The 26,319-nt window shown below is 68.5% G+C and carries 22 protein-coding genes and 1 pseudogene; 14 read left to right on the top strand and 9 right to left on the bottom strand.

Going from position 1 to position 26,319, the window contains the following annotated elements; all coding sequences use genetic code 11:
* The first annotated feature begins 10 nt into the window (after positions 1-10).
* The 9 genes from CCO03_RS13745 to folE all read left to right on the top strand — a co-directional run bounded on the left by CCO03_RS13745 (position 11) and on the right by folE (position 7,987).
* Positions 11-1,456 (top strand): high affinity choline transporter 1, encoded by a 1,446-nt coding sequence (locus tag CCO03_RS13745; protein WP_087284699.1) that lies wholly within the window; start codon positions 11-13, stop codon positions 1,454-1,456.
* A 191-nt stretch (positions 1,457-1,647) separates the two neighbouring features.
* Positions 1,648-1,956, top strand: a complete 309-nt coding sequence (locus tag CCO03_RS13740; RefSeq protein WP_087281934.1) for an FmdB family zinc ribbon protein — start codon at positions 1,648-1,650, stop codon at positions 1,954-1,956.
* 51 nt (positions 1,957-2,007) lie between these two features.
* Positions 2,008-3,807 (top strand): aspartate--tRNA ligase, encoded by a 1,800-nt coding sequence (gene aspS, locus CCO03_RS13735; protein WP_087281932.1) that lies wholly within the window; start codon positions 2,008-2,010, stop codon positions 3,805-3,807.
* Positions 3,808-4,039: 232 nt separating this feature from the next.
* Positions 4,040-4,825, top strand: coding sequence for a CsgG/HfaB family protein (locus CCO03_RS13730; protein WP_418236063.1), 786 nt, complete (start codon positions 4,040-4,042; stop codon positions 4,823-4,825).
* Between the two features lie 232 nt (positions 4,826-5,057).
* Positions 5,058-5,378, top strand: a complete 321-nt coding sequence (locus CCO03_RS13725) for an ElaB/YgaM/YqjD family protein (protein WP_087281930.1) — start codon at positions 5,058-5,060, stop codon at positions 5,376-5,378.
* 93 nt (positions 5,379-5,471) lie between these two features.
* Positions 5,472-5,843: a phage holin family protein gene (locus tag CCO03_RS13720; RefSeq protein ID WP_087281928.1), complete on the top strand. Its 372-nt coding sequence runs from the start codon at positions 5,472-5,474 to the stop codon at positions 5,841-5,843.
* Positions 5,840-6,154, top strand: a complete 315-nt coding sequence (locus CCO03_RS13715) for a YqjK family protein (RefSeq protein WP_087281927.1) — start codon at positions 5,840-5,842, stop codon at positions 6,152-6,154. Before CCO03_RS13720 ends, CCO03_RS13715 begins: the two co-directional genes overlap by 4 nt.
* A 73-nt stretch (positions 6,155-6,227) precedes the next feature.
* Complete coding sequence (locus CCO03_RS13710; RefSeq protein WP_169717471.1) at positions 6,228-7,007, top strand: endonuclease/exonuclease/phosphatase family protein; 780 nt, start codon at positions 6,228-6,230, stop codon at positions 7,005-7,007.
* Between the two features lie 248 nt (positions 7,008-7,255).
* Complete coding sequence (gene folE, locus CCO03_RS13705) at positions 7,256-7,987, top strand: GTP cyclohydrolase I (protein WP_236903822.1); 732 nt, start codon at positions 7,256-7,258, stop codon at positions 7,985-7,987.
* 303 nt (positions 7,988-8,290) lie between these two features.
* Here the strand turns inward: folE and CCO03_RS13700 are convergent, their stop codons facing one another.
* The 3 genes from CCO03_RS13700 to CCO03_RS13690 form a co-directional block, all read right to left on the bottom strand.
* A complete protein-coding gene (locus CCO03_RS13700; RefSeq protein ID WP_087281922.1) occupies positions 8,291-9,982 on the bottom strand; it encodes a SulP family inorganic anion transporter in 1,692 nt (563 codons plus the stop codon).
* A 524-nt stretch (positions 9,983-10,506) separates the two neighbouring features.
* Entirely contained in the window at positions 10,507-10,821 is a 315-nt protein-coding gene (locus CCO03_RS13695; RefSeq protein ID WP_205690304.1) for a BON domain-containing protein, read from the bottom strand.
* 117 nt (positions 10,822-10,938) lie between these two features.
* The gene (locus CCO03_RS13690; RefSeq protein ID WP_087281918.1) at positions 10,939-11,295 is read right to left on the bottom strand and encodes a glycine zipper domain-containing protein; all 357 of its coding nucleotides are present in this window, start codon (positions 11,293-11,295) and stop codon (positions 10,939-10,941) included.
* A 213-nt stretch (positions 11,296-11,508) separates the two neighbouring features.
* Between CCO03_RS13690 and clpB the strand changes: the two genes are divergently transcribed.
* Positions 11,509-14,103, top strand: coding sequence for an ATP-dependent chaperone ClpB (clpB, locus tag CCO03_RS13685; RefSeq protein WP_087281916.1), 2,595 nt, complete (start codon positions 11,509-11,511; stop codon positions 14,101-14,103).
* 249 nt (positions 14,104-14,352) lie between these two features.
* On the opposite strand, the gene CCO03_RS13680 is transcribed toward clpB, so the two are convergent.
* Together CCO03_RS13680 and CCO03_RS13675 are read right to left on the bottom strand one after the other, a co-directional pair.
* Entirely contained in the window at positions 14,353-15,330 is a 978-nt protein-coding gene (locus CCO03_RS13680; RefSeq protein WP_087281914.1) for a cyclase family protein, read from the bottom strand.
* A 474-nt stretch (positions 15,331-15,804) separates the two neighbouring features.
* Positions 15,805-17,082, bottom strand: a complete 1,278-nt coding sequence (locus CCO03_RS13675; protein WP_236903820.1) for a patatin-like phospholipase family protein — start codon at positions 17,080-17,082, stop codon at positions 15,805-15,807.
* Between the two features lie 129 nt (positions 17,083-17,211).
* On the opposite strand from CCO03_RS13675, the gene CCO03_RS13670 reads away from it, so the two are divergent.
* The 3 genes from CCO03_RS13670 to CCO03_RS13660 all read left to right on the top strand — a co-directional run bounded on the left by CCO03_RS13670 (position 17,212) and on the right by CCO03_RS13660 (position 21,244).
* Positions 17,212-19,362, top strand: coding sequence for a DUF3344 domain-containing protein (locus CCO03_RS13670; protein WP_087281912.1), 2,151 nt, complete (start codon positions 17,212-17,214; stop codon positions 19,360-19,362).
* 87 nt (positions 19,363-19,449) lie between these two features.
* The gene (gene apbC / locus CCO03_RS13665) at positions 19,450-20,589 is read left to right on the top strand and encodes an iron-sulfur cluster carrier protein ApbC (protein WP_087281910.1); all 1,140 of its coding nucleotides are present in this window, start codon (positions 19,450-19,452) and stop codon (positions 20,587-20,589) included.
* Positions 20,590-20,656: 67 nt separating this feature from the next.
* The gene (locus CCO03_RS13660) at positions 20,657-21,244 is read left to right on the top strand and encodes a PaaI family thioesterase (protein ID WP_087281908.1); all 588 of its coding nucleotides are present in this window, start codon (positions 20,657-20,659) and stop codon (positions 21,242-21,244) included.
* A gap of 176 nt (positions 21,245-21,420) precedes the next feature.
* Here CCO03_RS13660 and CCO03_RS13655 read toward each other — a convergent pair whose 3' ends face one another.
* From CCO03_RS13655 to CCO03_RS13640, 3 genes are all read right to left on the bottom strand, one after another.
* Entirely contained in the window at positions 21,421-21,915 is a 495-nt protein-coding gene (locus CCO03_RS13655; RefSeq protein WP_087284691.1) for a lysozyme inhibitor LprI family protein, read from the bottom strand.
* Positions 21,916-22,092: 177 nt separating this feature from the next.
* Positions 22,093-22,410, bottom strand: a complete 318-nt coding sequence (locus CCO03_RS13650) for a DMT family transporter (RefSeq protein ID WP_087281906.1) — start codon at positions 22,408-22,410, stop codon at positions 22,093-22,095.
* A 772-nt stretch (positions 22,411-23,182) separates the two neighbouring features.
* Positions 23,183-24,097: a LysR family transcriptional regulator gene (locus CCO03_RS13640; protein WP_087281904.1), complete on the bottom strand. Its 915-nt coding sequence runs from the start codon at positions 24,095-24,097 to the stop codon at positions 23,183-23,185.
* A gap of 194 nt (positions 24,098-24,291) precedes the next feature.
* Between CCO03_RS13640 and CCO03_RS13635 the strand changes: the two genes are divergently transcribed.
* Positions 24,292-24,630, top strand: a complete 339-nt coding sequence (locus tag CCO03_RS13635) for a hypothetical protein (RefSeq protein WP_087281902.1) — start codon at positions 24,292-24,294, stop codon at positions 24,628-24,630.
* A 476-nt stretch (positions 24,631-25,106) separates the two neighbouring features.
* Here CCO03_RS13635 and CCO03_RS13630 read toward each other — a convergent pair.
* A pseudogene (locus CCO03_RS13630) lies at positions 25,107-26,272 on the bottom strand (CaiB/BaiF CoA transferase family protein).
* Between the last annotated feature and the right edge of the window lie 47 nt (positions 26,273-26,319).

Below are 26,319 nucleotides of genomic sequence, written 5' to 3'. Positions count from 1 at the left end.
TGGCGTGACGCTGCCTGTCCTTGTCATTGCGTATTTGGTGGTCACGATCTGCATCGGCCTGGTGGCCGCCCGGCGGGTGAAGGGGACATCGGACTATGCGGTGGCAGGCCGCAGCCTGCCGCTGTTCATGATCATCACCACCACGTTCGCAACGTGGTTCGGTTCCGAGATCGTGCTGGGCGTGCCGGCCAAGTTCGTCGAGGGCGGCCTGGGGGCCGTGGTGGAAGACCCGTTCGGGGCGGGCATGTGCCTGATCCTGGTCGGCCTGTTCTTCGCCGCCAAGCTCTACAAGCTCAACCTGATGACCATCAGCGACTACTACCGCGAGCGCTATGGCCGCACGGTGGAGATCCTGTGCTCGCTGTTCATCATCGTGAGCTACCTGGGCTGGGTGGCGGCGCAGGTGACGGCGCTGGGCCTGGTGTTCAACCTGCTGTCGGGCGGCAGCCTGTCGATCGAAGCCGGCATGGCGATCGGCGTGGCCTCGGTGCTGATTTACACGGTGTTCGGCGGCATGTGGTCGGTGGCCATCACCGATTTCATCCAGATGATCATCCTGGTGGTGGGCCTGATGGCCCTGGCAGTGTTCGCCAGCGACATGGCGGGCGGCGCCGGCCAGGTGATCGAGCTGGCGACCAGCCGCGACATGTTCCGTTTCTTCCCGCCGCCCACCTTCCACGACATGGTGTTCTTCTTCGCGGCGGCCATCACCATGATGCTGGGCTCCATCCCGCAGCAGGACGTGTTCCAGCGCGTGATGTCGGCCAACAGCGTGCGAGCGGCGACGTGGGGACCTGTCATCGGCGGCTCGCTCTACATCGTGTTCGCCTTCGTGCCCATGTTCCTGGTCACCAGCGCCCTGGTCATCATGCCGACCGAAGCCGCCAGCCTGCTGGCCGACGACCCGCAGAAGGTGCTGCCGGCGCTGGTGATGACCCAGATGCCGCTGGTGATGCAGGTGCTGTTCTTCGGCGCGCTGCTGTCGGCCATCAAATCGTGTGCGTCGGCCACCATGCTGGCACCCAGCGTGACCTTCGTCGAGAACATCTGGCACCAGTTCGTGCCCAAACAGTCCGACCGCCATGAGCTGCTCACCATGCGCATCACGGTGCTGGTGTTCAGCCTGTGCGTGCTGGCCTATGCCATCGTGTACCGCGAGCGCAGCATCTACGAGATGGTGTCCGCCGCCTACCAGGTGACGCTGGTCGGGTCGTTCGTGCCGCTGGTGTTCGGCCTGTACTGGAAGCGCGCCACCTCGCAAGGGGCCTTGCTGTCCATCGCGCTGGGCATGCTGGCCTGGATCGGGCTCATGGTGCTGGGGCTGGACGAGGCCTTCCCGGCCCAGCTGGCCGGCGTGATCGGTGCCTTGATCGGCATGTGGGCGGGCTCGCTGGCGCCGCAGTGGATCAAGCCGGGCGGCGTGACCGCCGTCAACCACCTGCAAGCCCAGCCCTGACGGGCGGCCCAGGCCGGCGCACCCGACCGCCGTCCACGCCGCATGCGGGACGCAGCACGGTCGCGGTCACGGCCCGAGCGTCCGCCGCCGGCAGGCCAGGCGCAATGCGCGGGCTGCGGGCGCGCAGGGGGCTCGCCCTATAATCAAAGGCTTTTTCCGACGCCGTCGGCGGCCTGATTTTTCCCTTCACCATGCCCATTTACGCGTACAAATGTGCGGATTGCGGCCACGCGTTTGACGCGTTGCAGAAAATCTCCGATGCCCCTTTGACCGAGTGCCCGCAATGCCACGCCCAGGCCCTGCACAAGCAGCTCACGGCCGCTGGCTTCCAGCTCAAGGGCAATGGCTGGTATGCCACCGATTTCAGCGGCAAGGCGCCGGCCGCACCGCCTGCGGCCGAAGGCACGTCGAGCGCTGCCGCGGCCAGTCCCGCGCCTGCAGCGGCACCAGCCGCTCCGGCGCCTGCGCCCGCGGCCAGCCCGGCGCCTGCGGCGAACTGACCCGTTTTTGCGCCATCGCGGCGCGAGCCCTCTCCAGAAAGCGAATCCTCCATGTCCATGCGTAGCCACTACTGTGGTCAAGTGACCGAAGCCCAGCTGGGCCAAACCGTGAGCCTGTGCGGCTGGGTGAACCGCCGCCGCGACCACGGCCAACTGATTTTTGTCGACCTGCGCGACCGCGAAGGGCTGGTGCAGGTGGTGTGTGACCCCGACCTGCTCAAGGACCAGTTCAAGCGCGCCGAAGACTTGCGCAACGAGTTCTGCATCCAGGTCAAGGGCGTGGTGAAGGCCCGCACGGCCGAGACCATCAACGAGAAGATCGCCAGCGGCAAGGTCGAGGTCTTTGCCGAGGAGCTCGTGGTGTTGAACGCCTCGGTCACGCCGCCGTTCCAGCTGGACGACGACAACCTGTCGGAAACCACGCGCCTCACCAACCGCGTGCTGGACCTGCGCCGCCCCTACATGCAGCGCAACATGATGCTGCGCTACAAGACTGCGATCCAGGTCCGCAACTTCCTCGACGGCCTGGGTTTCGTCGACATCGAAACGCCCATGCTGGGCAAGAGCACGCCCGAAGGCGCGCGCGACTACCTGGTGCCCAGCCGCGTGCACGATGGCCAGTTCTTCGCGCTGCCCCAGTCGCCTCAGCTCTACAAGCAGATGCTGATGGTGGCCGGCTACGACCGCTACTACCAGATCACCAAGTGCTTCCGCGACGAGGACCTGCGCGCCGACCGCCAGCCCGAGTTCACGCAGATCGACTGCGAAACCTCGTTCCTGAACGAGGAAGAGATCCGCGCCATCTTCCAGCGCATGATCACCGAGGTGTTCCAGACCCAGCTGGGCGTGGACCTGGGCGAATTCCCCATCATGACCTACCAGGACGCGGCGCATCGCTTCGGGTCGGACAAGCCCGACCTGCGCGTCAAGCTCGAGTTCACCGAGCTGACTGAAGTCATGAAGGACGTGGACTTCAAGGTGTTCTCGACCCCTGCCACGACCAAGGGCGGCCGCGTGGTCGGCCTGCGCGTGCCCGGCGGTGCGGCCATCAGCCGTGGCGAGATCGACGGCTACACCGAGTTCGTCAAGATCTACGGCGCCAAGGGCCTGGCCTGGATCAAGGTCAATGAAGTGGCCAAGGGTCGTGACGGCCTGCAGTCGCCCATCGTCAAGAACCTGCACGACGCGGCCATCGCCGAGATCCTCAAGCGCACGGGCGCGCAGGACGGCGACCTGATCTTCTTCGGTGCCGACAAGGAAAAGGTCGTCAACGACGCCATCGGCGCGCTGCGCCTGAAGGTGGGCCACAGCGAGTTCGGCAAGAAGAGCGGCCTGTTCGAAGACCGCTGGGCGCCGCTGTGGGTGGTGGACTTCCCCATGTTCGAGCACGACGAGGAAGACGACCGCTGGGTGGCCGTGCACCACCCCTTCACCTCGCCCAAGGACGGCCACGAGGAACTGATGGCCACCGACCCCGGCAAGTGCATCGCCAAGGCCTACGACATGGTGCTCAACGGCTGGGAGCTGGGCGGCGGTTCGGTGCGTATCCACCGCGCCGACGTGCAGGCCAAGGTCTTCGAGGCCCTGAACATCACGCCCGAGCAGCAGCGCGCCAAGTTCGGCTACCTGCTGGATGCGCTGCAGTACGGCGCGCCCCCGCACGGCGGCCTGGCCTTTGGCCTGGATCGCCTGATCACGCTGATGACCGGCGCCGATTCCATCCGCGACGTGATCGCCTTCCCCAAGACCCAGCGTGCCCAGGACCTGCTGACCCAGGCCCCGTCGCCGGTCGACGAGAAGCAGCTGCGCGAGCTGCACATCAAGCTGCGCAACCCCGTGCCCGAGGCCTGATCGCCCGGCCCCGTCGGTCGCTGCGGCCGGCCGAACCCACGCCAGACCGCCCTCGGCCGTCTGGCGTTTTTTCGGTATGCTTGCAGGCAGTCGCTCAATCAGGGGGTGGAGTATGCATGTGTGTCCGTTGTGTGAAAAACGAAAATTTGGTGGTACTCCATGTTGTATTGAGCGCACGCAGGCCCAGGAACCGACGCACCTGCGAACGGGTCTGGGCGCGCTGGGCCTGAGCCTGGTGCTGCTTCTGGCCGGCTGTGGCGAGCAGAAGACCGAGCTGGGGCAGGGCGGCTCCGAGATCTCGGGGTCGGCCGGCCCGGCCGGGGCCCAGCAGGCCGCGCCCAGCCTGGAGCGTTGCGAGCGGCCCATCGCCACCGTCGCCCTGCTCGAGAACCCGCGCGGCTACGTCATACCGGCCAACGTCACCCTGCCGCCCACCCCGGTGCCGTTGGTGCGCTTGCTGGCGCAGCAAAGTGGCTGCTTTCGCGTGGTCGACCGCTCGGGCGGGCTGCAGGGCACGCTGCGCGAGGGTGAACTGCGGGACGCCGGCGTGCTGCGCCAGAACGGCACCGTGGACAAGGGCAAGGGCTACGAGGCGCAGTACACGCTCACGCCCAGCCTGACCTTCAGCGAGCAGGACGCAGGCCGCGGCCTGGCGGGCCTCATCGCCATGGTGCCCATCCTGCGCGACGTGGCCGGGCTGGCTGGCGTCGCCGAGCAGGTGAAGTTCAAGGAGGCGCAGACGGCGCTGTTCCTGGTCGACAACGAAACCACCGAGCAGGTGGCGGCGGCCACGGGCTCGGCGCGGGCCACCGACCTGGGTGTGGGCGGCGTGATCCTGGGTCGCGTCGGGGGCGGGGCGGGCATGGGCTGGAGCAACACGAACGAAGGCAAGGTCATCGCCGCGGCCTTTTTGCACAACCACAACCAATTGGTGCAGCAGCTGCGCCTGCTGCAGGCCAAGGCGCTGCCGCCAGCCGTGCCCACGGTGCGGACCGGGGCCGATTCGGCCGGGTCTTGAAGTCTGGTTGCTGGGTATCCAGGGACGCCCGTTCAACTGTCAACGGACATGCCGTGATACTGCGTGGTGCGATGAGCGGCGTTGTCCGACACCGGAGCCGTCGCCCACCGCTTGAAACTCGGCGTTTCGACCAGAGCTGAACAAGAGGCCGTCCTACAGGGGGCATTGGGTCGTCTGTTACGATTTTGCCCATCGGGTCTGCCCGTTCAATCACCCCAAAGGAGTTCATCCCATGTTCAATTTCCGCGATCAAGTGGCCGACGCCAAAGATGCCACCGTCTCCAGCCTGAAGAAGAACATCCATGACGCGGAAGCCGTGCTCGATTCGTTGGCTGCCAGCGGCGACGAGCGTTTTGCCGACGCGCGCGCCCGCATGCGCGAAAGCCTGCGCGCGGCCCGCGACACGCTGACCGACGCCGAAGTGGCCCTGCGCGCCAAGAGTCGCGAAGTGGCCCGCGTGACGGACGACTACGTGCACGAGAACCCGTACCGCTCGATCGGCGTGGCCGCCGCCGTGGGCCTGCTGATCGGCTGCCTGCTGACGCGCCGCTGAGCCGGGCGCCGCTGAGCGGCGCTGCGCGAATCCGCGATCACGGCCCGCGCGCCGTGATCGCCTGTTGTTGAACCCCTCCGGACCCCTCCCGCCATGGCGACTTCCCGCACCAGTTCCAAACTCAAGGGCTTGCTGGGCTCGGTGATCGAGCTGGTGCAGGTGCGCTTTCAGCTGCTGACCATCGAGGCCCGCGAAGAATTGCTGCGCCTGCTGGGCATGGTGGCCTTCGGTGCCGTGGCCATCGCGCTGTTGTGCATGGGCTTGGTGTTTGCCGCGTTCTGGATCATCGCCTACCAGTGGGATACCCCGAACCGCCTGTGGACCGTGTTCTACGTGACGTTGGGCTTTTTTGCCCTGGGCGGCCTGTCGGGCCTGCTGGCTTGGTCGCGTTTCAACCGCGGCACCGAATTGTTTGCCACCAGCCTGCACGAGCTGCGTGAGGACGTGGAGCGCCTGCAGCCATGAGCCGACACACGTCTACCCGCCAGCGTCTCGCCCTGCAGCGCGAGGTGCTGATGCGCCGCTCCATGCTCTTGCGCGAGCAGATCGCGCGCGAGTCGCTGCGCCTCAAGCCTCGGGTCCGGCTGGCCGACACGGCACTCGACGCGGTGGGCTGGGCCAAGGCCAACCCCGGCGTTGTCGCGGCGGTGCTGGGCACGCTGTTCGTGCTGCGGCCCAAGCGCATGGTGGGCCTGAGCCTGCGGGCCTGGGGCCTGTGGCGCGTGGGCACGCGCGTGTGGCCGGTGCTGCGCGTGTTGCGCGAGCTGCGTCGCTGAGGCCGGCTACGCTGCACGCGGTGCAGATCAGCGCCGCCCCCTCGTCCGGGGTACCCGCAGCGGGAGGTTGAAGATGTTCCAGGACTCCGTGCTCACCATGGCCCCCGACACCATCCGGGTGGCCACCTACAACATCCACAAGGGCGTGCAGGGCATCGGTCCGGCCAAGCGGCTGGAGATCCATGACCTGGGCCTGGCCATCGAGCAGCTCGATGCCGATTTCATCTGCCTGCAGGAGGTGCGCAGCGTCAACCGCCGCGAGGCCTTGCGCTTTGCCACCTGGCCCGAGCAGCCGCAGGCGGAGTTCCTGGCGCCCCTGGGCTACCAGGCCGTCTACACCACCAACGCCATCACCAAGCATGGCGAACACGGCAACGCCCTGCTGTCGCGCTGGCCCGTCGTCAGTCAGCGGCACGAGGACATGTCCGACCACCGCTTCGAGCAGCGCGGCCTGCTGCACGTGGAGGTGCGCGTGCACGACCGGCCGCTGCACGTCATCGTCGTGCACCTGGGCCTGCTGGGGGCCAGCCGGCTGCGCCAGGTGGCGCAGCTGCAGCGCTACATCGCGCGCGAGATTCCCCCCGATGCGCCCATCGTCGTCGCCGGCGATTTCAACGACTGGGGCGTGCAGATCCGCGCCATGATGGCCGAGATGCGGCTCAAGACCCTGCCGCGCCACCTCAAGCGGCCCACGTTCCCGTCGCGTCTGCCGGTGGTGCAGCTCGACCACATTTATTCGCGCGGCCTGCGCCCCGGCAGCCTGATGGTGCCGCAGGGCAAGGTGTGGGCGCGCATGTCCGACCACCTGCCGCTCATCGGCGAGTTCAGCTGGCGTGGGGCGATGCAGGCCTGAGTTGCCGGCAGCGGCTTGGTCGTGCGCGTGCACGGCGGCCAGGCCCCGAGCAGCTGGCGCAGACGATGGCCGGCCCGACACGGGTCGTCGGCTGCCAGGCGGCCGGTGCGGGTTCCCCGACCACGACGGAGGCCGGCGCGAGGGCTGCTGCCCAGGGTGCTCGACGAGCCCAGTAGTCCCAGCGACCAGATGGCCGGGCTTGCGCTGTTACCATGGCCGGCTGTTCCCCGACCCCGTCCAGACCCGCCGTGAACGACAAGCAGGACCGTCCCTCCCTTCCCGACCCCGCCTCCGACGAAGGCATTCCCGTCTCGGTGCGCATCCGCGAACGCCTGAAGGCCGCCGAACGCCGCTTCAACGCCAACGACAACATCGCCGAGTTCATCGAGCCCGGCGAACTCGAGGCCATGCTCGACGAGGTGACGGAAAAAATGGAGGCCGTGCTGCAGAGCATGGTCATCGACACCCAGGGCGACCACAACACCGCCAGCACGGCGCGCCGCGTGGCCAAGATGTACATCAACGAGGTGTTCCAGGGGCGGTATGTCACGCCGCCCAGCATCACCGAGTTCCCGAACGCCGAGCACCTCAACGAGCTGATGCTGGTCGGCCCCATCACCGTGCGTTCGGCCTGCAGTCACCACCTGTGCCCGGTCATTGGCAAGCTGTGGATCGGCATCATGCCCAACAAGGGCACCAACGTGATCGGTCTGTCCAAGTACGCGCGCCTGGCCGAATGGGTCATGGGCCGGCCCCAGATCCAGGAAGAGGCCGTGATCCAGCTGGCCAACCTCATCGAGCAGAAGACCCGCCCCGATGGGCTGGCCGTGGTGATGGAAGCCACGCACTTCTGCATGGCCTGGCGCGGCGTGAAGGACCTGGACAGCCGCATGATCAACTCGGTCATGCGCGGCGTCTTCCTCAAGGACATGAGCCTGCGGCGCGAGTTCCTGGCGCTGCTGCCGCGCAGCACGAACTGAGTCCCGGGTTGGTGGTTCGCTGCCGATGCGATGGCTTCGCCTGTGGAGTATGCCTTGTCTGCCGTTGTCAATTCAGCGCAAACAGGCCCATACTGTCTGTTCAATTGGCGCCGCACGCGGTTGTGAACAGGCGGCCCCTGCGGGCCACCGGTAAGCGGACAGCGAGGGCGGGCGGAACGCCCAGGCCCATCGCGCCAATCCTGGCGATGGCCGATCCACGCGCTTGCACCCTGGCGTTCGGCCTTTGAGCAGGGCGCCGTGGATGCGCGCAGCGGGTCCGCAACAGCCCACCGCGACCTCGCCTCAGATGTGATCCCCCCAGGCGGGCGGTTCGTGGTCGCCGGGCAGGCGGCTGATGGCGTGCAGCGCTTCGGCCTCGGTCCGGTACTGCACCAGCTCGCGCCCCGTCGGATCGGCCTGTTGCAGACGCTGAGCGGGCAGCTTCAGGCCCACCAGGTGCAGGGTGATGCCTTGGCGCCGCAAATCGGCCAGCACGCGCGCAAAGGCCTCCACGCCCGAGGCGTCGACGCGGTTGATGGGCTGGGCAAACAAGAAGAAATGCCGCGTGTGCGGGGCGCGGCGCAGGGCGTCCAGCGCGCCTTTTTCAAACGCGGGCGCCGTGGAAAAGTCCAGCGGCGCATCCATGCGCAGGGCCAGCACGTGCGGGGCCAGCGGCGGCAGGTGCCACAGGTGGCGGTCGCGCAGGCTGCCATCCGGGTGCATGCCGACTTCGATGATGCGCGGGTGCAGCCGCCAGTACAGCAGGTGCGTCAGCGTCAGCACGATGCCCGCCACCACGCCCCAGTAGATGCGTGGCGCCGTGATCAGGGTGACGACGAAGGTGACGGCGGCGGTCAGCGCCTCGGTGCGCGAGATGCGCCACAGCGCGCGCCACTGGCTGGGCTTGAGCAGGTTGACCACGGTGATGACGACGATGGCGGCCAATGTGGCCTGTGGCACCGGCGCCAGCAGGGGCGTGAGCAACAGCAGCGTCAGCGCCACGCCCGCGATGCAGACCGCGTTGGCCCAGGCCGTCTGGGCGCCGGCCGCCAGGTTCAGCGCCGAGCGCGAGAACGAAGTGCTGGTGGCAAAGCTGCCGCTGAACGCGGCCGCGATCTTGGACAGGCCCTGGCCGATCATGTCCTGGTCCTGGTCCCAGGGCAGCCCCTTGTCCTGGTTGTCCACGCGTGCGCTCGAGGCCGTCTCCAGCAGGCTGACCAGCGCAATCACGGCCGCGGGCACGATCAGGGTGCCGAGTTCGGTCCAGCCCGGCCAGTGGGGCAGGGCCAGGGCCGGAAAGCCCGACGGCACCGGCCCCACGACTTCGCCGCCCAGCTGTTCGAACCCCAGCGCCCAGCTGGCCAGGCCGGCCAGCACCACGGCCGCCAGGATGGCCGGCAGGCGCGGCGCCAGCCGACGCAGCACCACCATCAGCACCAGGCTGGCCAGCCCCATGGCGCAGGCCTGCCAATGTGCGCCGGTCCAGAACGGCTGGCCGTTGGGCGGCGGCGTCCAGCCCACCAGCGGCCGCACCTGGGACCACACGATGAGCAGGGCGGAGGCCTGGGTGAAGGCCATCATCACCGGGGACGCGATCAGGTTCATCAGCCAGCCCGCGCGCAACACGCCCATGGCCAGCTGCATCAGGCCGCTGAGCAGGGCCAGCCACAGCGCCAGGTTGACCCAGTTCGCGCTGCCGGGCTGGGCCAGCGGGGCCAGCGAGGCCGCGATCAGCATGCTGGTCAGCGCCGTGGGCCCCACGCCCAGGCGTTGCGAACGGCAAAACAGCAAGGCGATGAAGGCCGGGATCAGGGCGGCGTAGATGCCGGTGATGGCCGGCATGCCGGCCAGCGTGGCGTAGGCAATGCTTTGCGGCACCACCAGCAGGGCCACGGTGAAGCCGGCCAGGATTTCCTGGCGGGCCTGGGCGGCCGTGAGGCGCGGCCAGTCCAGAAACGGGAGGTGGGCCCGGGCAAGGCGAAGCGAAACAGGCATGGCGCGAAAAAACCTCGGGCGGGGGCGGACCTGCGGTCAGGCCCTCAGCCGGCATGGGCGGAGCGACGGATGCGCAGGATTCTCGGCGAATCGCGGTGTAGGCCCTGTCCCAGACCCTGTCGTCTCGCCTGGCGAAACGCACACGCCATCCGTGAGGCGGGCTGTCCGCGGGTTTTCAGGTGCGTTCAGCCGCCCAAGCCGCTCGCCCGCTGCACGCCACGCATCGCACGATTGGCGTGGTTGATCGCGGCAAAAGCGTGGCCGCTGCAGCGTCGGGCCGACGCGAGGGTCTGGAGACTCAGGGCGGCCCGCTGGGTTGAAGGAGCGGGCGGAGCGGGAGGGGGCGAGCCTGTGCCGCACGCCATCAGGCCGCTGGTCAGGTTGCAAAGCCCCCGGATGGTTGCCACCAGCGGTGCGCCGCTCGATGGTCTCGTCTGGGCACCGGCGCGTGAAGAGGGGGACCCCGCCATCGGGGAGGGTCCGGCGCGCCGGACTGGCGCGGCGCCCTCGGTCGCCCCTGTCGCTCAGCGCACGGCGATGGCGTTGCGCACGAGCTTCACGCCGGCGATGTTGCGGGCCAGTTCGGCCGCCTGGTTGCGTTCGGCCTCGGATTTGGCGAAGCCCGAGAGCAGCACCTCGCCGTTCAGCGTTTCGACCTTGATGGCCATGGCCGACACGGTGGGGTCGGTGGCGAAGCTGGACTTCACCTTGGTGGTGATGGCGGCGTCGTCCACGTAGCCGCCCGCAGATTGTTGGTTGCGCGCCACCGAGCAGCCGGTGGTGGCCACGGCAGCCAGGCCCAGGGTCAGCGCCAGGGCCAGCGTGTGCATGCGTTTCATGAAGCGTCCTTTGAACGATGGAAAATCAGGGGATTAGAAAGGCAGTATGCCTGCATTCCCGATCAACGTTGAACGGCAATGCAGGCATACTGCATCAAGCTTGGGGGCGGGCGGCAATCAGTGGCGGCGGCCCAGCAGCAAGGCCAGCACCGCGCCGGCGGCGGCGGCAATCGCCACCGACTTCAGCGGTTGCTCGACCACGTAGGCGCTGGTCCGGTCGGCGTAGGCCTGCACGGTTTCCTTGGTCTGGTCCCGCTTGTCGCAGGCGGCCTGGCGCGTGCGCGATGCCAGGTCCTGCACGCGGGCGTTCAGGGCGTCGATGGCGGGGCGCAGTTCGTCGCGGATGGTGCGGGCTTTGTCGTCGGCGTCGTCGATGGCCTGCTGGGTCTTGTCGTGCGCCTTGTCGACGGCCTCGTGGGCTTTCTCGGCGACGTCGTCCACGAAATCCTTGGCGTTGTTGGCTTGTTCGCTCATGTCAAAAACCTTTCTTTCAAGTAGCCGGGGCCTGAATCAAATTTACCCCAGGTGTGAGTAGCCGCTCCGGCCCAGGGCAAACCATCAATATAGTCGCAGCCTAACAGCCCCCGGCGGCGCCCCATGTCAGGAAATGGGGACATTGAGCGCGCGAACGGGCTTGAATTGGCGCGGCAGCGTCCCAGATATCCCGCATTGGAGAACACACCACCCATGCGAGCAGACAAATTCACCACCAAATTTCAGGAAGCCCTGGCCGACGCGCAGTCGCTGGCCCTGGGCCATGACAACGCCTACATCGAGCCGGTGCACGTGCTGACCGCCATGCTGCGCCAGGACGAGGGCCCCAAGTCCTTGCTGGCGCGCGCCGGCGTCAACGTGAACGCGCTGACGGCCGATGCCGAGCAGGCCGTCAAGCGCCTGCCCCAGGTCACCGGCCAGGACCAGGTCACCGTCGGGCCCGACCTGGCCCGGCTGTTGCAGGCGACCGAGAAGGAAGGCATCAAGCGCGGCGATCAGTACATCGCCAGCGAGCTGTTCCTGCTGGCGCTGACCGACGCCAAGGGCGAGGCCGGCCGCATCGCCAAGGACCATGGCCTCACGCGCAAGGCGCTGGAAGCCGCGATCGACGCCGTGCGTGGTGGCCAGACCATGGATTCGGCCGAAGGCGAAGGCCAGCGCGAGGCGCTGAAGAAGTACACGCTGGACCTGACCGAGCGCGCCCGGCTGGGCAAGCTCGACCCCGTGATCGGCCGTGACGACGAAATCCGCCGCGCCATCCAGGTGCTGCAGCGCCGCAGCAAGAACAACCCGGTGCTGATCGGCGAGCCCGGCGTGGGCAAGACCGCCATCGTCGAAGGTCTGGCGCAGCGCATCGTGGCGGGCGAGGTGCCCGATACGCTCAAGGACAAGCGCGTGCTGAGCCTGGACATGGCGGGCCTGCTGGCCGGTGCCAAGTACCGCGGCGAGTTCGAAGAGCGCCTGAAGGCCCTGCTGAAGGAAGTGGCCAAGGACGATGGCCGCATCATCCTGTTCATCGACGAGATCCACACCATGGTGGGCGCGGGCAAGGCCGAAGGCGCCATGGATGCCGGCAACATGCTCAAGCCGGCGCTCTCGCGCGGCGAGCTGCACTGCATCGGTGCGACCACGCTGGACGAGTACCGCAAGTACATCGAGAAGGACGCCGCGCTCGAGCGCCGCTTCCAGAAGGTGCTGGTGGGCGAGCCCACGGTGGAAGACACCATCGCCATCCTGCGCGGCTTGCAGGAGAAGTACGAGGCCCACCACGGCGTGGACATCACCGATCCGGCCATCGTGGCCGCGGCCGAGCTGAGCCACCGCTACATCACCGACCGCTTCCTGCCCGACAAGGCGATCGACCTGATCGACGAGGCCGCGGCCAAGATCAAGATCGAGATCGACTCCAAGCCCGAGGTGATGGACAAGCTCGACCGCCGCATCATCCAGCTCAAGATCGAGCGCGAGGCGATGAAGAAGGAAAAGGACGAGGCGTCACAAAAACGCCTGGCCCTGATCGAAGAAGACCTGCGCCAGGCCGAGAAGGAGTACGCCGACCTGGACGAGGTGTGGCAGGCGGAGAAGGCCAGCGCGCAAGGCTCCGAGCAGATCCGCAAGGAGCTCGAGCAAATCCGCTTCCAGATTCAGGAGGCCACGCGCAAGGGCGACTTCAACCAGGTGGCCGAGCTGCAGTACGGCAAGCTGCCGGCGCTTGAAAAACAGCTCAAGGAAACCGAAGCCAAGGAAAACGACGCCGGCGCCTTGCAAGGCCACCGCCTGCTGCGCACACAGGTGGGGGCCGAGGAGATCGCCGAGGTGGTCAGCCGCGCCACCGGCATCCCGGTGGCCAAGATGATGCAGGGCGAGAAAGACAAGCTGCTGCACATGGAGGTCAAGCTGCACGAGCGCGTGGTGGGCCAGGAAGAAGCGATCTCGGCCGTGGCCAACGCCATCCGCCGCTCGCGCTCGGGCCTGTCCGATCCGAACCGGCCGACGGGCTCCTTCCTGTTCCTGGGGCCGACCGGCGTGGGCAAGACCGAGCTGACCAAGGCGCTGGCCGGCTTCCTGTTCGACAGCGAAGAGCACCTGATCCGCATCGACATGAGCGAGTTCATGGAGAAGCACTCGGTGGCCCGCCTGATTGGCGCGCCCCCGGGCTACGTGGGCTACGAGGAAGGCGGCTACCTGACCGAAGCCGTGCGCCGCAAGCCCTACAGCGTGGTGCTGCTCGACGAGGTCGAGAAGGCGCACCCGGACGTGTTCAACGTGCTGCTGCAGGTGCTGGACGATGGCCGCCTGACCGATGGCCAGGGCCGCACGGTGGACTTCAAGAACACCGTGATCATCATGACCAGCAACATCGGCTCGCCGATGATTCAGGCCATGGCGGGCCAGCCCTACGACGACGTGAAGGACGCGGTGTTCGGCGAACTCAAGGACCATTTCCGGCCCGAGTTCCTCAACCGCATCGACGAGATCGTGGTCTTCCATGGCCTGGATTCGACGCAGATCGGCGCCATCGCCCAGATTCAGCTGGCCCAGCTCACGCAGCGGCTGGCAAAGCTGGAGCTGACGCTGGACGTGCAGCCGGCCGCCATCGCGGAGCTGGCCAAGGTTGGCTTCGACCCGGTGTTCGGCGCGCGGCCGCTCAAGCGGGCGATCCAGCAGCGCATCGAGAACCCGCTGTCGCGGCTGTTGCTGGAAGGGCGCTTCCCGCCCAAGAGCGTGATCGAGGTGACGGTCGATCCCATCCAGGAACCGGGCGTGTTCCAGTTCCACGCCCGCTGAGGCGGTGGCCCGGTGCCCCGAGCACTGGCGCCCCACGCTGACAACCGGCCCCTGCGCCACATGCCTGTGCGGCATGTGGCGCTTTTTCATGGGGTATGGGTCTATCTCCGATCGTAGATGATCGGGAATGGCTGAATACTGCTGAGTGAAAGACCGAGGCCCGAGCAGGCGGGCCTGACCACCGAGCGGCCGAAGGTGCCGCACGCCCGGCGTCAGGCGGCCGTCAAGGGACCGCGGATCCCGGTCCGATCAGCGGATGCCGATCGGGTTGATCATGGTTTGCACCGCGCCCTTGTACTTGCTCTGGCCCAGCACGAACAGGAACTCGCTCACCCCGTCTTTCGCCAGTTCGCGGGTCTGGATGTTCTCCAGGATGTAGATGCCGTTGCGGGCCAGCAGGATCTGGTGCACCTCGAAGGCGCCCGCGCCGGACTCGAACGGCATCACCTCCAGCGCGTTCGAGTCGGCGCCCACGGCCACCACCCCCTTGCTCGCCAGGTAGTGCGCGCCCTCGCGGCCCAGGCCGGGCTCCACGGTGCTGTAGCGCTTGGGGTCGGTGGCCGCCACATCGAGCCAGCCGGTGTGGAACAGCACCACGTCGCCTTCGCGGATGCTGACGTTCTGCCGCTTCAGGGCGGCGTCGATCTCCGGGCGGTTGAAGGCCGTGCCTTCCTTCACCGGGTTCTGGCCGAAGAGGGCGGCCATGTCCAGCAGCACGGCGCGCGTCACCATCGGGGGCACCTTGTCCGTGCCCAGCTTCTTCAGCCCGTCGATGGCGGTGATGTCGCCCCATTTGTGGCCGTTGTAGTAGTGCTCGCCGATGCCGATGTGGCCCAGGCCGTCGAGCTGCGTGCCCACGCCGTTCCAGCAGTTGAGCATGTCGTCGTTCGAGATGAGTTCGTTGGGGCCGGCGCCCTTGGACGCGCCCATGCGGCCCGCCACCACGTACACCGAGCAGCGCCGCACGGCGCCGTAAGCCGGGGTGTCCGCGCCCACGGTGATGCCCAGCGAATAGGTCTTGCCGGTCCGGATGAGGTCCTTGGCGGCCAGCACCTTGTCCGGCGTCAGGCGGTTGGCCGCGCCGATTTCGTCGCTTGGGCCCCAGACAGAGGGGAACCAGGGGCTGCCGTTGTTGGCGCTGAGGGTGGCCGCCGAATGGTCACCGTGGGCGTGGCCGGCAAACGCCAGGCACAGGCCGGCCAGCCAGGCGCCGGGAAATCGTGTCATGCGTGTCTCCTGAAGGGTGGGCGATCGCTCGCGATGAACTGCGGGGCCATCGTGCCGGCCCAGGGGGCACGGGCCTGTCGCGTGTGGGCCGACCTGGCGGCCCGAAGCGCCGCCGATTCGCAGGCGGATTTCGCAGGCCGTTCGCGCGCGGGTGGGCAGGGTTCGCGCGCCCGTCCAGCTCGGCCAGTTGCTCAGCCTCGCGCGCGGCTTTCAGCGCGTTCTGCCGAACGCGCGGTTCGGGTGCTGACGCGGCTGAGTCCGGCGAGGTGCCGAGCGGCCAGGCTGCAGACCGCAAGGGCGCGTTCACCCACGCGCCGGCACACGGGGTGGCGCGGCTGCCTGGGGATAGACGATCTGGTTTAAGTGATCTTGGGTTGCAGTATGCGGTTGCTGTCGTTGTCATGAAAACGGCAGCATGGTGATACTGTGCCAATCAATGGCGACTTCTGACGTGGGCCGCCGAAGCACCCGGCCTCAGGCGGTGTGGCTGGCGTGGGGCGCATCGCCGCGCGCGGCCGGCAGGGTCCAGCCGAAAAAGGCGCAGACCGCGTCGCGCTGGGCCATGGCGTCGCGCCAGCCCAGGTTGATCAGCTCGTGGGTGTAGCTGGCCTCGAACAGCAGGTAGCTGGCCAGGGCGGCGCCGGCGGCGTTTCGGCCTTCCAGCGTGTCGGCGTTGGCCACGGCGGCCTCGACCGGGGCGCCCAGCACCTTGAGCAGGGTGCGCACCGACAGCGGCAGGTCCGCCATGTGGCGCGCGGCCAGGGTGTCCAGCCGCTGCGAGGGCGAGATGAGCAGCAGCTCGATGGGGCGCAGCTCGCTGTGCGCGCGCTTGGCGGGGTCCATGAGGCTGAGTGTGTGGTTGATGCGCTGCAGCCGCTCCACGTCCATGGCCAGCGCGTCCAGAAAGATGCCCGACAGCGCGTGCCCGGCCACCTGGGCCAGGCTGGGGTAGCGGCTGGCCGTGGTCGGCCAGGTGGTGCCCGATTCGTTCTGCCGGCCCACGCCAACCACGAACACGCGTTCGGCGCCCAGGTGAATGGCCGGCGCGATGGGCGACATCTGGCGCAGGGTGCCGTCGCCGAACCAGCTGGTCTGGCCGCCCAGGCTCAGCGCCTGCGCCGGAAAGATGAACGGGATGGCTGTCGAGGCCAGCAGGTGTTCGTGCGTGAGGGCTTCGGACACGGCCCGGCGCTGCGTGCGGCTCCAGGGCCGCATGGGCGAGGCCGACTGGTAGAAGGTGACGTGGTCGCCCATGGCGTAGCTGGAGGCGGTGACCGCCAGGCCCTGGAGGTGGCCTTGCGCAAACTGCAGCGGCAGGCGCTCGAGCGGCACCAGCTCGTGCAGCACGCGGCGCAGCGGCGCGTTGTCCAGGATGGATTTGGGGTGCAGGCGCAGCCAGCGCGTGAGCATCCACCCCGCGGACAGCACGCTGACCCAGTGCGCGCCCGAGCGCAGCATGGCCAGCGAGTCGGTGCGGTAGACCTGATCGGTGTGCACATTGCGCCAGGCGCGCGCCATGCGGCCCACGGTCAGGCCGAAGTGATCGGCGCCGCAGGCCACGGCGGCAGCGTTCATGGCGCCGGCCGAGGTGCCGACCAGGATGTTGAAGGGCGAGGCGTGGTCGTGCCGGTTGTTGGCGCGCTGCAGCCAGGCCAGCGCTTGCAGCACGCCCACCTGGTAGGCGGCGCGCGCACCGCCGCCCGAGAGCACGAGCGCGGTTTTTGTCGGGGAGGGGAGGCTTGCCGGGGTCACCGCTGCATTCTCGGTCAGCGCGCACGGGGTCTGCAAAATACCGAATTTCAGTGATGGGCAAAGCCCGTCCCGGGCCGTATCGTCTCGCGCGTTGAAACACGGTGTTTCAAACTTGACGTGGAGAAGGCGATGCGGTGGCAAACGTGGTGGGTCGGGTTGGCGATGGGTGGATTGGCGCAACTGGCGTGGGCGGCGCCCGTGCAGGTGGCGCAGGTCAACCAGCGGGGTGATTTCGTGTTGATGGGCAACACGCTGGGGCAATCGTGCACGGCGGGCACGCCAGCGCCGGTGGTGGGCACGGTGAGCACGGCGGGTGCTTGCGGCAGTGGCATCGCGGCCAATGAAATCGACGTGTTCTGGCGGGCCGAAGACAAGGGAACGGCGTGGGCCAACACCAGCATCACGCCCAGCCAGGCTCGCAGCACGGCCGTGCTGAACCTGCCGGCCGGCGCCACCGTCACGCACGCGTGGCTGTACTGGAGCGCCACCCTGAGGACTGCGCCAGTGCCGGGCACCGTCACGGCCACGCTGGAGGTGCCGGCCAGTGGCAGCAGCCAGGTGGTGGCGGCCAGCAACGTGGCCACTACCTCGCTGGGCAGCAACTGGTACCGTGCCCGGGCCGATGTGACACAGCTGGTGCAGGCCCACGGTGCGGGTGCCTACCGGGTGGGCAACATCCCGACCCGGGATGTGCGCAACCTCAACGACTCCTATGCCTATGCAGGCTGGTGGATGGTGGTGTTCTACGAACGGCCCAGCGACCCGCTGCGCAACCTGACCTTGTTCGATGGCATGGACTTGGTGCAATACGGTTCGCCTGCCAACGCCACCATCTCGGGGTTTCAAGTGCCCAACGGCCCGTTTTCAGCCAAGTTGGGCGTGGTGGCCCTGGAGGGGGATGCCGCCTACATTGGAGATGGCTTGCGTGTGAATGGCGGGCAGCTGTTCGATGCGCAGAATCCAGTTGACAACTTTTTCAATGGCTCGCGCAGTTACTTGGGCATGCCGGTGTCCAACGCCGGCGATCTGCCGCGGTTGACGGGGGCCTCACGCAGTCTCGCAGGCCTGGATTTCGACGTGGTGGACATCACGCCGCGCCTGTCGCAGGGGGCCACGACAGCTAGCGTGTCGGCGACCAGCACGTACGACGTTTACGGCCTGGCCACCTTCATCACCTCGATCGACACCTACGTGCCCTCGTTCAACACCAGCACCATGACGGTGACGCCGCAGGGTGGTGGCACGGCGGTGCTGCCGGGCGACGAACTGGCCTACGCCGTCAGCGTCAGCAACACCGGCGAAGACGGCGCCAGCAACCTGGTGCTGCGCAACGCGTTGCCCGCGGGCGTGAGCTACGTGCCGGGCTCGCTGCAGGTGGGCGGCGCGCCGCTGACCGACGCCGCCGGCGACGACGCGGCCGACTACAACGCCGCCACGCGCACGCTGACCGTGCGCCTGGGCGCCGGCGCCAACGCCGTGCAAGGCGGCACGATGGCCGTGGGCGCGCCCCCGCTGTCCGTGGGCTACCGCGTGACGGTGGACCCCCTGTGCTCGGGCGATGTGCAGATTGCCAACCAGGCCAGCCTCAGCGCCACGGGCACGCTCTCGCTGCTGCCCGTCACCATGCTGACCGATGGCGATGCCGCAACCGCCGGCAGCCAGACCACGGACACCGCCGTCAGCGTGCGCTGCCTGACGCTCAGCACCTCGGGCCTGGGGGCTGGCAGCATCGACGTGCAACCCGCGACCGAGCTGCGCGCCCAGGGCGCCGGCCAATGGGCCGTGGCCACCGGCACCCCGCTGCAGTTGCAGGCGGTGCCCGTGGCGCCCGCGGTCTTTGGCCAGTGGGGTGGCGGCGTGTCGGGCACCGTCAACCCGCTCAGCCACGTCATGGCGGCGGATCTGGCGGCGGATGCCTTCTTCCAGCTGACGCAGACCGTGGACTTCCCGCAGCCCACACCGGCCAGCCGTGTGTTCGTGGCCAACCAGACCTTTGACGTCGATCCGGCCACCTCGTCGCTGGGCCTGCCCATCACCTACGCGTCGCAAGACCCGGCGGTGTGCAGCGTCTCGGGCACGACGGTGACCATGCTGGCCGTGGGCGAGTGCGTGATCGTGGCCGCGCAGGCGGGCGATGCCGACCACCTGCCGGCCCAGACCACGCGCAGCGTGCAGCTGACCCAGGCGGTCGCGCTGCCGGTGCCGGCCAGCTCGGTCTGGGGCCTGCTGGGCCTAGCTGGTGTGCTGGCGGGCTTGGCCGCACGCCGCCGCCGCGCTTGACGGCATGGGATACCGGGGCGCCGCCGCGTCGCGGGCGTTCGCAATGCCGCCACCTGGGGCATTGCGGCCTCGCTAGACTCGGCGCCCATGGTGTTCTCCCTCTTTCAAAAGTCGTCGGGCCAGGCGCCCGACGCCAGCGTGCCGCCCCGTGAGGCGGTGCTGCAAGCTCTCGCCACGGTGGTCGACGACGACCTGGGTCGCGACGTGGTGGCGGCCAAGCTCGTGCGCCAGGTGCAGATCGACCGCGGCCAGGTCAGCCTGGAGCTGGTGCTGCCGTACCCGGCGCAATCCAAATTTGACGCGCTGCGCGAGGCCGCCGAGGCGGCCGTGCGTGCGCTGCCCGAGGTGACGGCCGTGCAGGTGTCGGTGCGCAGCGAGGTGGTGGCGCACGCGGCCCAGCGCGGCGTGCAGCTGCTGCCGGGCGTGAAAAACATCATCGCCGTGGCCTCGGGCAAAGGGGGCGTGGGCAAAAGCACCACGGCCGCCAACCTGGCGCTGGCGCTGGCGGCCGAAGGCGCCACCGTGGGCCTGCTCGACGCCGACATCTACGGCCCCAGCCAGCCGCTGATGATGGGCCTGGCCGGGCACAAGCCCGAAACCACCGACGGCAAGACCATGGAGCCGCTGGAGGCCCACGGCGTGCAGGTGATCTCCATCGGCTTTCTGGTGGCCGAGAGCCAGGCCATGATCTGGCGCGGCCCCATGGCGACCCAGGCGCTGGACCAGCTGCTGCGCGGCACCCGCTGGCGCGACCTGGACTACCTGCTCGTCGACCTGCCGCCCGGCACCGGCGACATCCAGCTCAGCCTGGCGCAGCGCGTGCCGCTGACGGGGGCCGTCATCGTCACCACGCCGCAGGACATCGCGCTGCTGGACGTGCGCAAGGGCATCACCCTGTTCGAGAAGGTGAACGTGCCCATCCTGGGCGTGATCGAGAACATGGCCGTGCACGTCTGCAGCCAGTGCGGCCACAGCGAGCACATCTTCGGCGCCGGGGGCGGTGCCCGCATCGCCGGCGAGATGGGGGTGAAGCTGCTGGCGTCCATGCCGCTGTCGCTCTCGATCCGCGAGCAGGCCGATGGCGGCACGCCCACCGTGGCGGCCGACCCCGATTCGGCCAACGCCGCGCTGTACCGGGCCGCCGCGCGCCAGCTGGCGGTGGCCGTGGCCAGCACCGCCAAGGACTACTCGAACAAATTCCCCACCATCACGGTGAGCAACACCTGAGGCCGCCGGCCGCCCGTCGCCAGACCGGCGCGGGCAGGTGGCTCAAGCCCGCACCTGGAGCCCCGCCATGAGCCTGCACGACGACGCTGCGCCCCCGCCGGGCTGGCTGCCGCTGTTCCGCACCAGCCCCTACCTCGACCTGAACGGCCCGTTTTTCTACCAGCCTCACAGCCCGGACCAGGCGCTGAGCCAGGGCTTTCTGATCGGTTTTCGGGCCTTGCCCAAGCACGCCAATGCGCGGGGCAAGCTGCACGGCGGGGTGTTCGCCACCGTGGCCGATGTGGCCATGGGTTACACCCTCACGGCCGCGCGCACGCTGCCCGGCAAGCTCGTCACCACCGGGCTGACGCTGGACTACGTCGGCGGCGGCGACATTGGCGACTGGATCACCGTGGAGGTGACCCCGGTGAAAAACGGCAAAGCCCTGGGCGATTGCGCACTGCACCGTGCGCAACGAGGCCGGTGTGCTGGCGATCGCGCGCGCCAGCTTCCTGGCCGCGTGAGTCGCGAGCCGGCGCAGGCATGGGCCGACCGGGGGCAAGCACCGGCAGGCATCGGTCGCCCGTGCGCCGCGGTCGTCATCGGTGTTGACGCCGACATCGGCCTGCCCGGCATCGCGATGCGGCCCATCGCCCGCCGATCAGGCGATCGCTGAACCGGGCCTGCGCGTCGCTCCAGGCGGCAGGCTGGAGGGATCTTCAGCGCAACGCGGCAGTTGTCCTGGCCGGGGATGGATTGGATTCGGCCTCGACAGCGTGGCGTTCAGAATTGGCAGGGGTATGGGCTGAATTCCGTTGTCTCAGAAACGGACATGGCCAGATACTCCTGCAATCAAGGCGCAGCGGCAGGGGTGTCCGCGCTCATCCAGCGCATGAGGCCGGCGCGGCGCTCCTGGGTGACGCGGGTCAGGCATTCGTGCAGCAGCCGTGGCCACTCGGGGCGTGCCTGTTGCGCGGCGGTCTGTTGGCGGCACCGGGCCTCGCGCTCGCGGGCCCAGGCCGTTTGCTCCTTGCGCAAAGCGGGGCGTTCGTGCGCCGGCTGGATGCGCATCACGTCGCCATACAGCACCTGGATGGCGGTGTCGGCCTGCTGAAAATCCCGCACCGAGCAGGCGTTCACCTCGTCCACGCTGCCCTGGGGGTTGCAGCGGGCGCCCGCTTGCGCCGCTGCCGGGGCCGTCCACGCCAGGCACAGGGCGCCCACGGCGGCCAGCACCCAGGCGTGAGGCGGCGACAGGGCGCCGACGCGCGGGGCACCCCCGCGGCGACGAAGCTGGCGCAGGGCCGGCGGCTGGAACCAGGGGGCAAGGCAGGATCGGAACGGCATGGCCGCGATCATACGCAGCGGGGTTGCGGGGGCCGCCGACGCGGTGGCGGTGGCCGCCTGATGCCGGGGGTGGCCAGATCGGCACCTCGCTTCAAGGTCAGTATGCGGCCATCGTCGTTCTCAAAAGAACGGCAAGGGCTGCATACCCCTGCATGCATCGCGCAGAGGCCGGCGGTGTCAGCTGCTGCTGAGCTTCATCAGCACCAGGCCGGTGACGATGAGCACCGCCGCCAGCACACGCATGGGCGTGAGGGCTTCGCCCAGCACGGTGACGCCGAGCACAAAGGCGCCCACGGCGCCGATGCCGGTCCAGATGGTGTAGGCCGTGCCCAGCGGCAGGCTGCGCATGGCGACGCTGAGCAGGCCGAAGCTGGCGATCATGGCGACCAGGGTGATGGCGCTGGGGCCCAGCTTGGTGAAGCCGTTGGACAGCTTCATGGTGTAGGCCCAGATGACCTCGAGCAAGCCAGCGAACAAGAGATAGATCCATGCCATGAGGGAACTCCATGCGGGTGCGATGCCGACTGCAGGCGCATCCGTGTGCTCAGGCCGTCCTGAAGGGGTGCTCAACGCGAGGGAGGTCGTCCTCCTGTCCGGCTGTCGCCGGGTGTCCAAGGGCCTGGGATGAGGGTCGATCCGCTTGAACGGGGTGAAGTCTAGTGACGGCCCGGTGGCGGGGCAAGCCGCCGGCCAATGCCCCAGCGGCGCGTGGGAGGTTGCCGCGCCACACTGGACAGGCGGCCGCCGCTGTGCGCCACGGCTGCGGTGCCTCGGGCTGACGTGCCCCGTGCCCCGTGCTGCGTGCTGCGTGCTGCGTGCTGCGTGCTGCGTGCTGCGTGCTGCGTGCTGCGTGCTGCGTGCTGCGTGCTGCGTGCTGCGTGCTGCGTGCTGCGTGCTCCGTGCTCCGTGCTCCGTGCTCCGTGCTCCGTGCTCCGTGCTCCGTGCTCCGTGCTCCGTGCTGCGTGCTCCGTGCTCCGTGCTGCGTGCTCCGTCGCTGTGCCGCCGCGCCTGTGCGCGCTGAACCGGGCATGGGGTCAGGCAGGGCCACCGTCGCCCGCGGGTTCAGTGTTCGCTTCGGCGGCAGGGCAGGGGCAGTGTCCGATGGTCGCGGGGCGGCCTGACGGTTGAAGCCCAAGTTTGTCCCGCGGGCGGCATCCGAACCGGTTCCAAGCCAGCCATCGGCCACACCGCATCGTCACACCTGGTCATGGGTATCCCCATGCTTGCGATGACTGATGATCGGCAGCAACCCCATGCTGCCAAATCGCTAACGCAGGTCCAGCCGATGCGGGTCGGGCGCGCCCAGGTGGTCCAGCAGGTGGTTGACGAAGACCCGCACCTTGGCCGAGATGAATTTGCGGCTGGGAAACACGGCGTAGAGCGGCAGCGGCTGCAGGTGCCAGCCGGCCAGCACCGGCTGCAGGGCGCCGCTGTCCAGCAGGTCCTGCACGATGTAGCGCGGCACGGCGACGATGCCGTGGCCGGCGCTGGCCAGCGGGCGCAGCAGGTCGCCGGTGGTGGCGCGCACGGTGGGCTGGATGGGCGCCTGCTGCGTGTTGCCGACATCGTCGGAAAAGGTCCAGCGGTCCTGGTAGCTGAGGTAGGTGTAGCTCAGCGTCTGGTGGGCCTCAAGCTCACGGGGATGCCGGGGCGTGCCGCGGCGGGCCAGGTAGGCCGGCGCCGCGCAGGCCACCAGCGGCAGGCGGCAGATCTCGCGGGCCACCACGTTCTCGTCGGCCTCGAGGTGGGTGCGCAGCGCCAGGTCGATGCCGTCGTGCAACAGATCCACCACGCGGTCGGTGACGAAGATGTCCAGCCGCAGCTGGGGGTAGCGCTCGCACAGCTCGGGCAGCAGGCCGGGCAGCTGGTGGATGCCGAACGACAGCGGTGCAGCCACGCGCAGCAGGCCCTCGGGCCGCAGCGTCTGCTGGCTGACCACGGCTTCGGCTTCCTCCAGCTCGGCCAGGATCTGCGTGGCGCGCTGGTAGTACTCCTGGCCGGCTTCGGTCAGGGCCTGGCGGCGTGTGGTGCGCTGCAGCAGGCGGGTGCCCAGGTGAGCCTCCAGGGCCGAGAGCTGGCGCGACACCACGGCCGTGGGACGCGCGAGGTGTTCAGCGGCTTTGACGAGGCTGCCCTGGTCCACCACGGCGACGAAGGCTTGCAGGGCGCGAAAGAGGTCCACGATCAGGGTTTACCAGAATGGTTCTTGAGAATTGTTGTCAATTCAACAACGATCAATTGCCGAAATGACGGTTTAAATGTGAATTCATGGTCACTATAGTTCGAATCACGACGAACGAGGTTCTGCCTGAACCGCACAAGACCGGACAGCATCGCCCGGCCACGTTCGCCCAAGATCACCGAAAGGATCACACCATGTTGAATCGCATCGTTGCCATCGCCGCCCTGGGTTTGTTTGCTGCTGCCGGCGCACAGGCCGCCAGCCAGGAAGAGTGGGCCAGCCCCAACCCGGCGCAGCTGGTGGCCGTGGGCCAAAGCCAGTCGGCCCATGTGTCGCCCGCGGCCCAGATCGAAGCCGGTGAACGCCCCGACTACCTGACGGCACCGGCCGGTCAGCTGAGCCGTGAGGCCGTCAACGCCGACACCCAACGCTGGCTGAACGATGGCCTGCGCCAATACGGCGCCGGCGAGGGTGGTGCGTTGAACAACGCCCAGACCCGCGCGGCCCTGAAGGCCTACGGCCAACACAGCTGATGGCCAGCTCCGCCCCGGGCGGAGCTTGGCGGGCGCAGCGGCGCCAGACACAGCGGCACCCCGATGGGGTGTCGCTTTTTTTTGCGTTGGTGTGGGGTGTGGGGGAGCCGGTGCGGCGCACGTCATGGCCGGAGTCGGCTGGCGGCGCGGTGGACCGAGCCGATGCCGGTCCAGCCGCTCCAGCGTGAGCCATTGCGGGCCAAGGGTTGCCGGTCGTCGTTGCGGGTGGCCGCCCTTGTCCAGGCGTTCGCTGTGCGCGTCGCCACGCGGCGCTGCCGTCCCATCGCGCAGGCCCTGCTGGGATCGGGTGCGACGGCCTGATCGCCCTGAGTCAGGGCGCTTCGACGCTGGACGGGTGTTGCGCGTGTGCCTTGGCGCGTCAACGCCTTGCGGAATGCCGCATGCGAGGCAGCAGCGATTCGGGGGTATGCATGGATTACCGTTTCAAATGAAACGGCAATCGGTGCATACCCCGTTCATTCGTTGGCGGCCGGACGATCGAGGAACGCGCTGCCGGGCGTCAGCGGGGTCAGCCGGTAGGTGGCGGGCGTGCGGCTGAGCTTGATGGGCGCGCCCAGGCCTTTGTAACCATCGGCCATCTCGACCACCATCTGGCGGTGCGCCGTGTGCGGGTGCAGTAGCGCCTGTTCGACGTTGAGCACGGGCGCGGCCGGCACGCCCGCGGCCATGAGGTCGTCGACGAGCTGGGCGCATTCGAACTTGGCCAGCGCTGTTTCGAGCAGCGGCTTGAGTACGGCCCGGTTGGACGAGCGCGCGCCGGCCGTTGCGTAGTCGGGGTCTTGCGCCAGCTCGGGCACGCCGATCAGCTTGCAGAAGGTCTGGAACTGGCGGTCGTTGCCCACGGCCATGAAGATGGGGTCGGTGCCGGTCTTCAACGCGTCGTAGGGGTAGATGTTGGGGTGGGCGTTGCCCGTGCGGCCCGGCACCTTGCCGCTGGTGAACCAGTTGGGCGCGTGCGGGTGCAGCAGCGCCAGGCCGTTGTCGTACAGCGCCGACTCGACGAACTGGCCCTGGCCGCTGCGGTCGCGCTCGGCCAGCGCCAGCATCACGCCCAGCGCCGCGTTCAGGCCGGTGATCATGTCCACCACGGGCAGGCCCACGCGCAGCGGGTCGCCGCCGGCCTCGCCATTGATGCTCATGAGGCCGGCCATGGCCTGGATCGCGGCGTCGTAGCCCGGCAGGCCGCCCAGCGGGCCGTCGGCGCCGAAGCCCGACACCCGGCACCAGACTAGGCGTGGAAAGCGCGCCCGGACCTGCTCGTAGCCGATGCCCCATTTCTCCATGGTGCCGGTCTTGAAGTTCTCGATCAGCACGTCGGCCTCGCCCATCAGCTCGAGCAGGCGCTCGCGGCCCTCGGCTTGCGAAAAATCCAGCGTCTGCACGCGCTTGTTGCGGTTCAGGCCGTAGTAGTACGAGGCCACGCCGTTGGGGTAGTAGGGCGGGCCCCAGGTGCGCGTGTCGTCGCCCTGCGGCGGCTCCACCTTGAGCACGTCCGCGCCATGGTCGCCCAGGATCTGGCCGCAGTACGGGCCCCCAGGATGCGCGAAATGTCGAGCACGCGCAGGCCGGCCAGGGCACCGACGGTGCCGGTCTGGGGCGGTGGGGTGGGGACAAGGCTCATGGCGAAACTCCGGAACGGCCAGCAGGGGCGGGTGAAGTGATGGAGGT

This window comes from Comamonas serinivorans, from assembly GCF_002158865.1.
Classification (GTDB): domain Bacteria; phylum Pseudomonadota; class Gammaproteobacteria; order Burkholderiales; family Burkholderiaceae_C; genus Comamonas_E; species Comamonas_E serinivorans.
The sequence above is the reverse complement of the archived record's forward strand: the minus strand, read 5'-3'. Positions and strand labels throughout refer to the sequence as shown.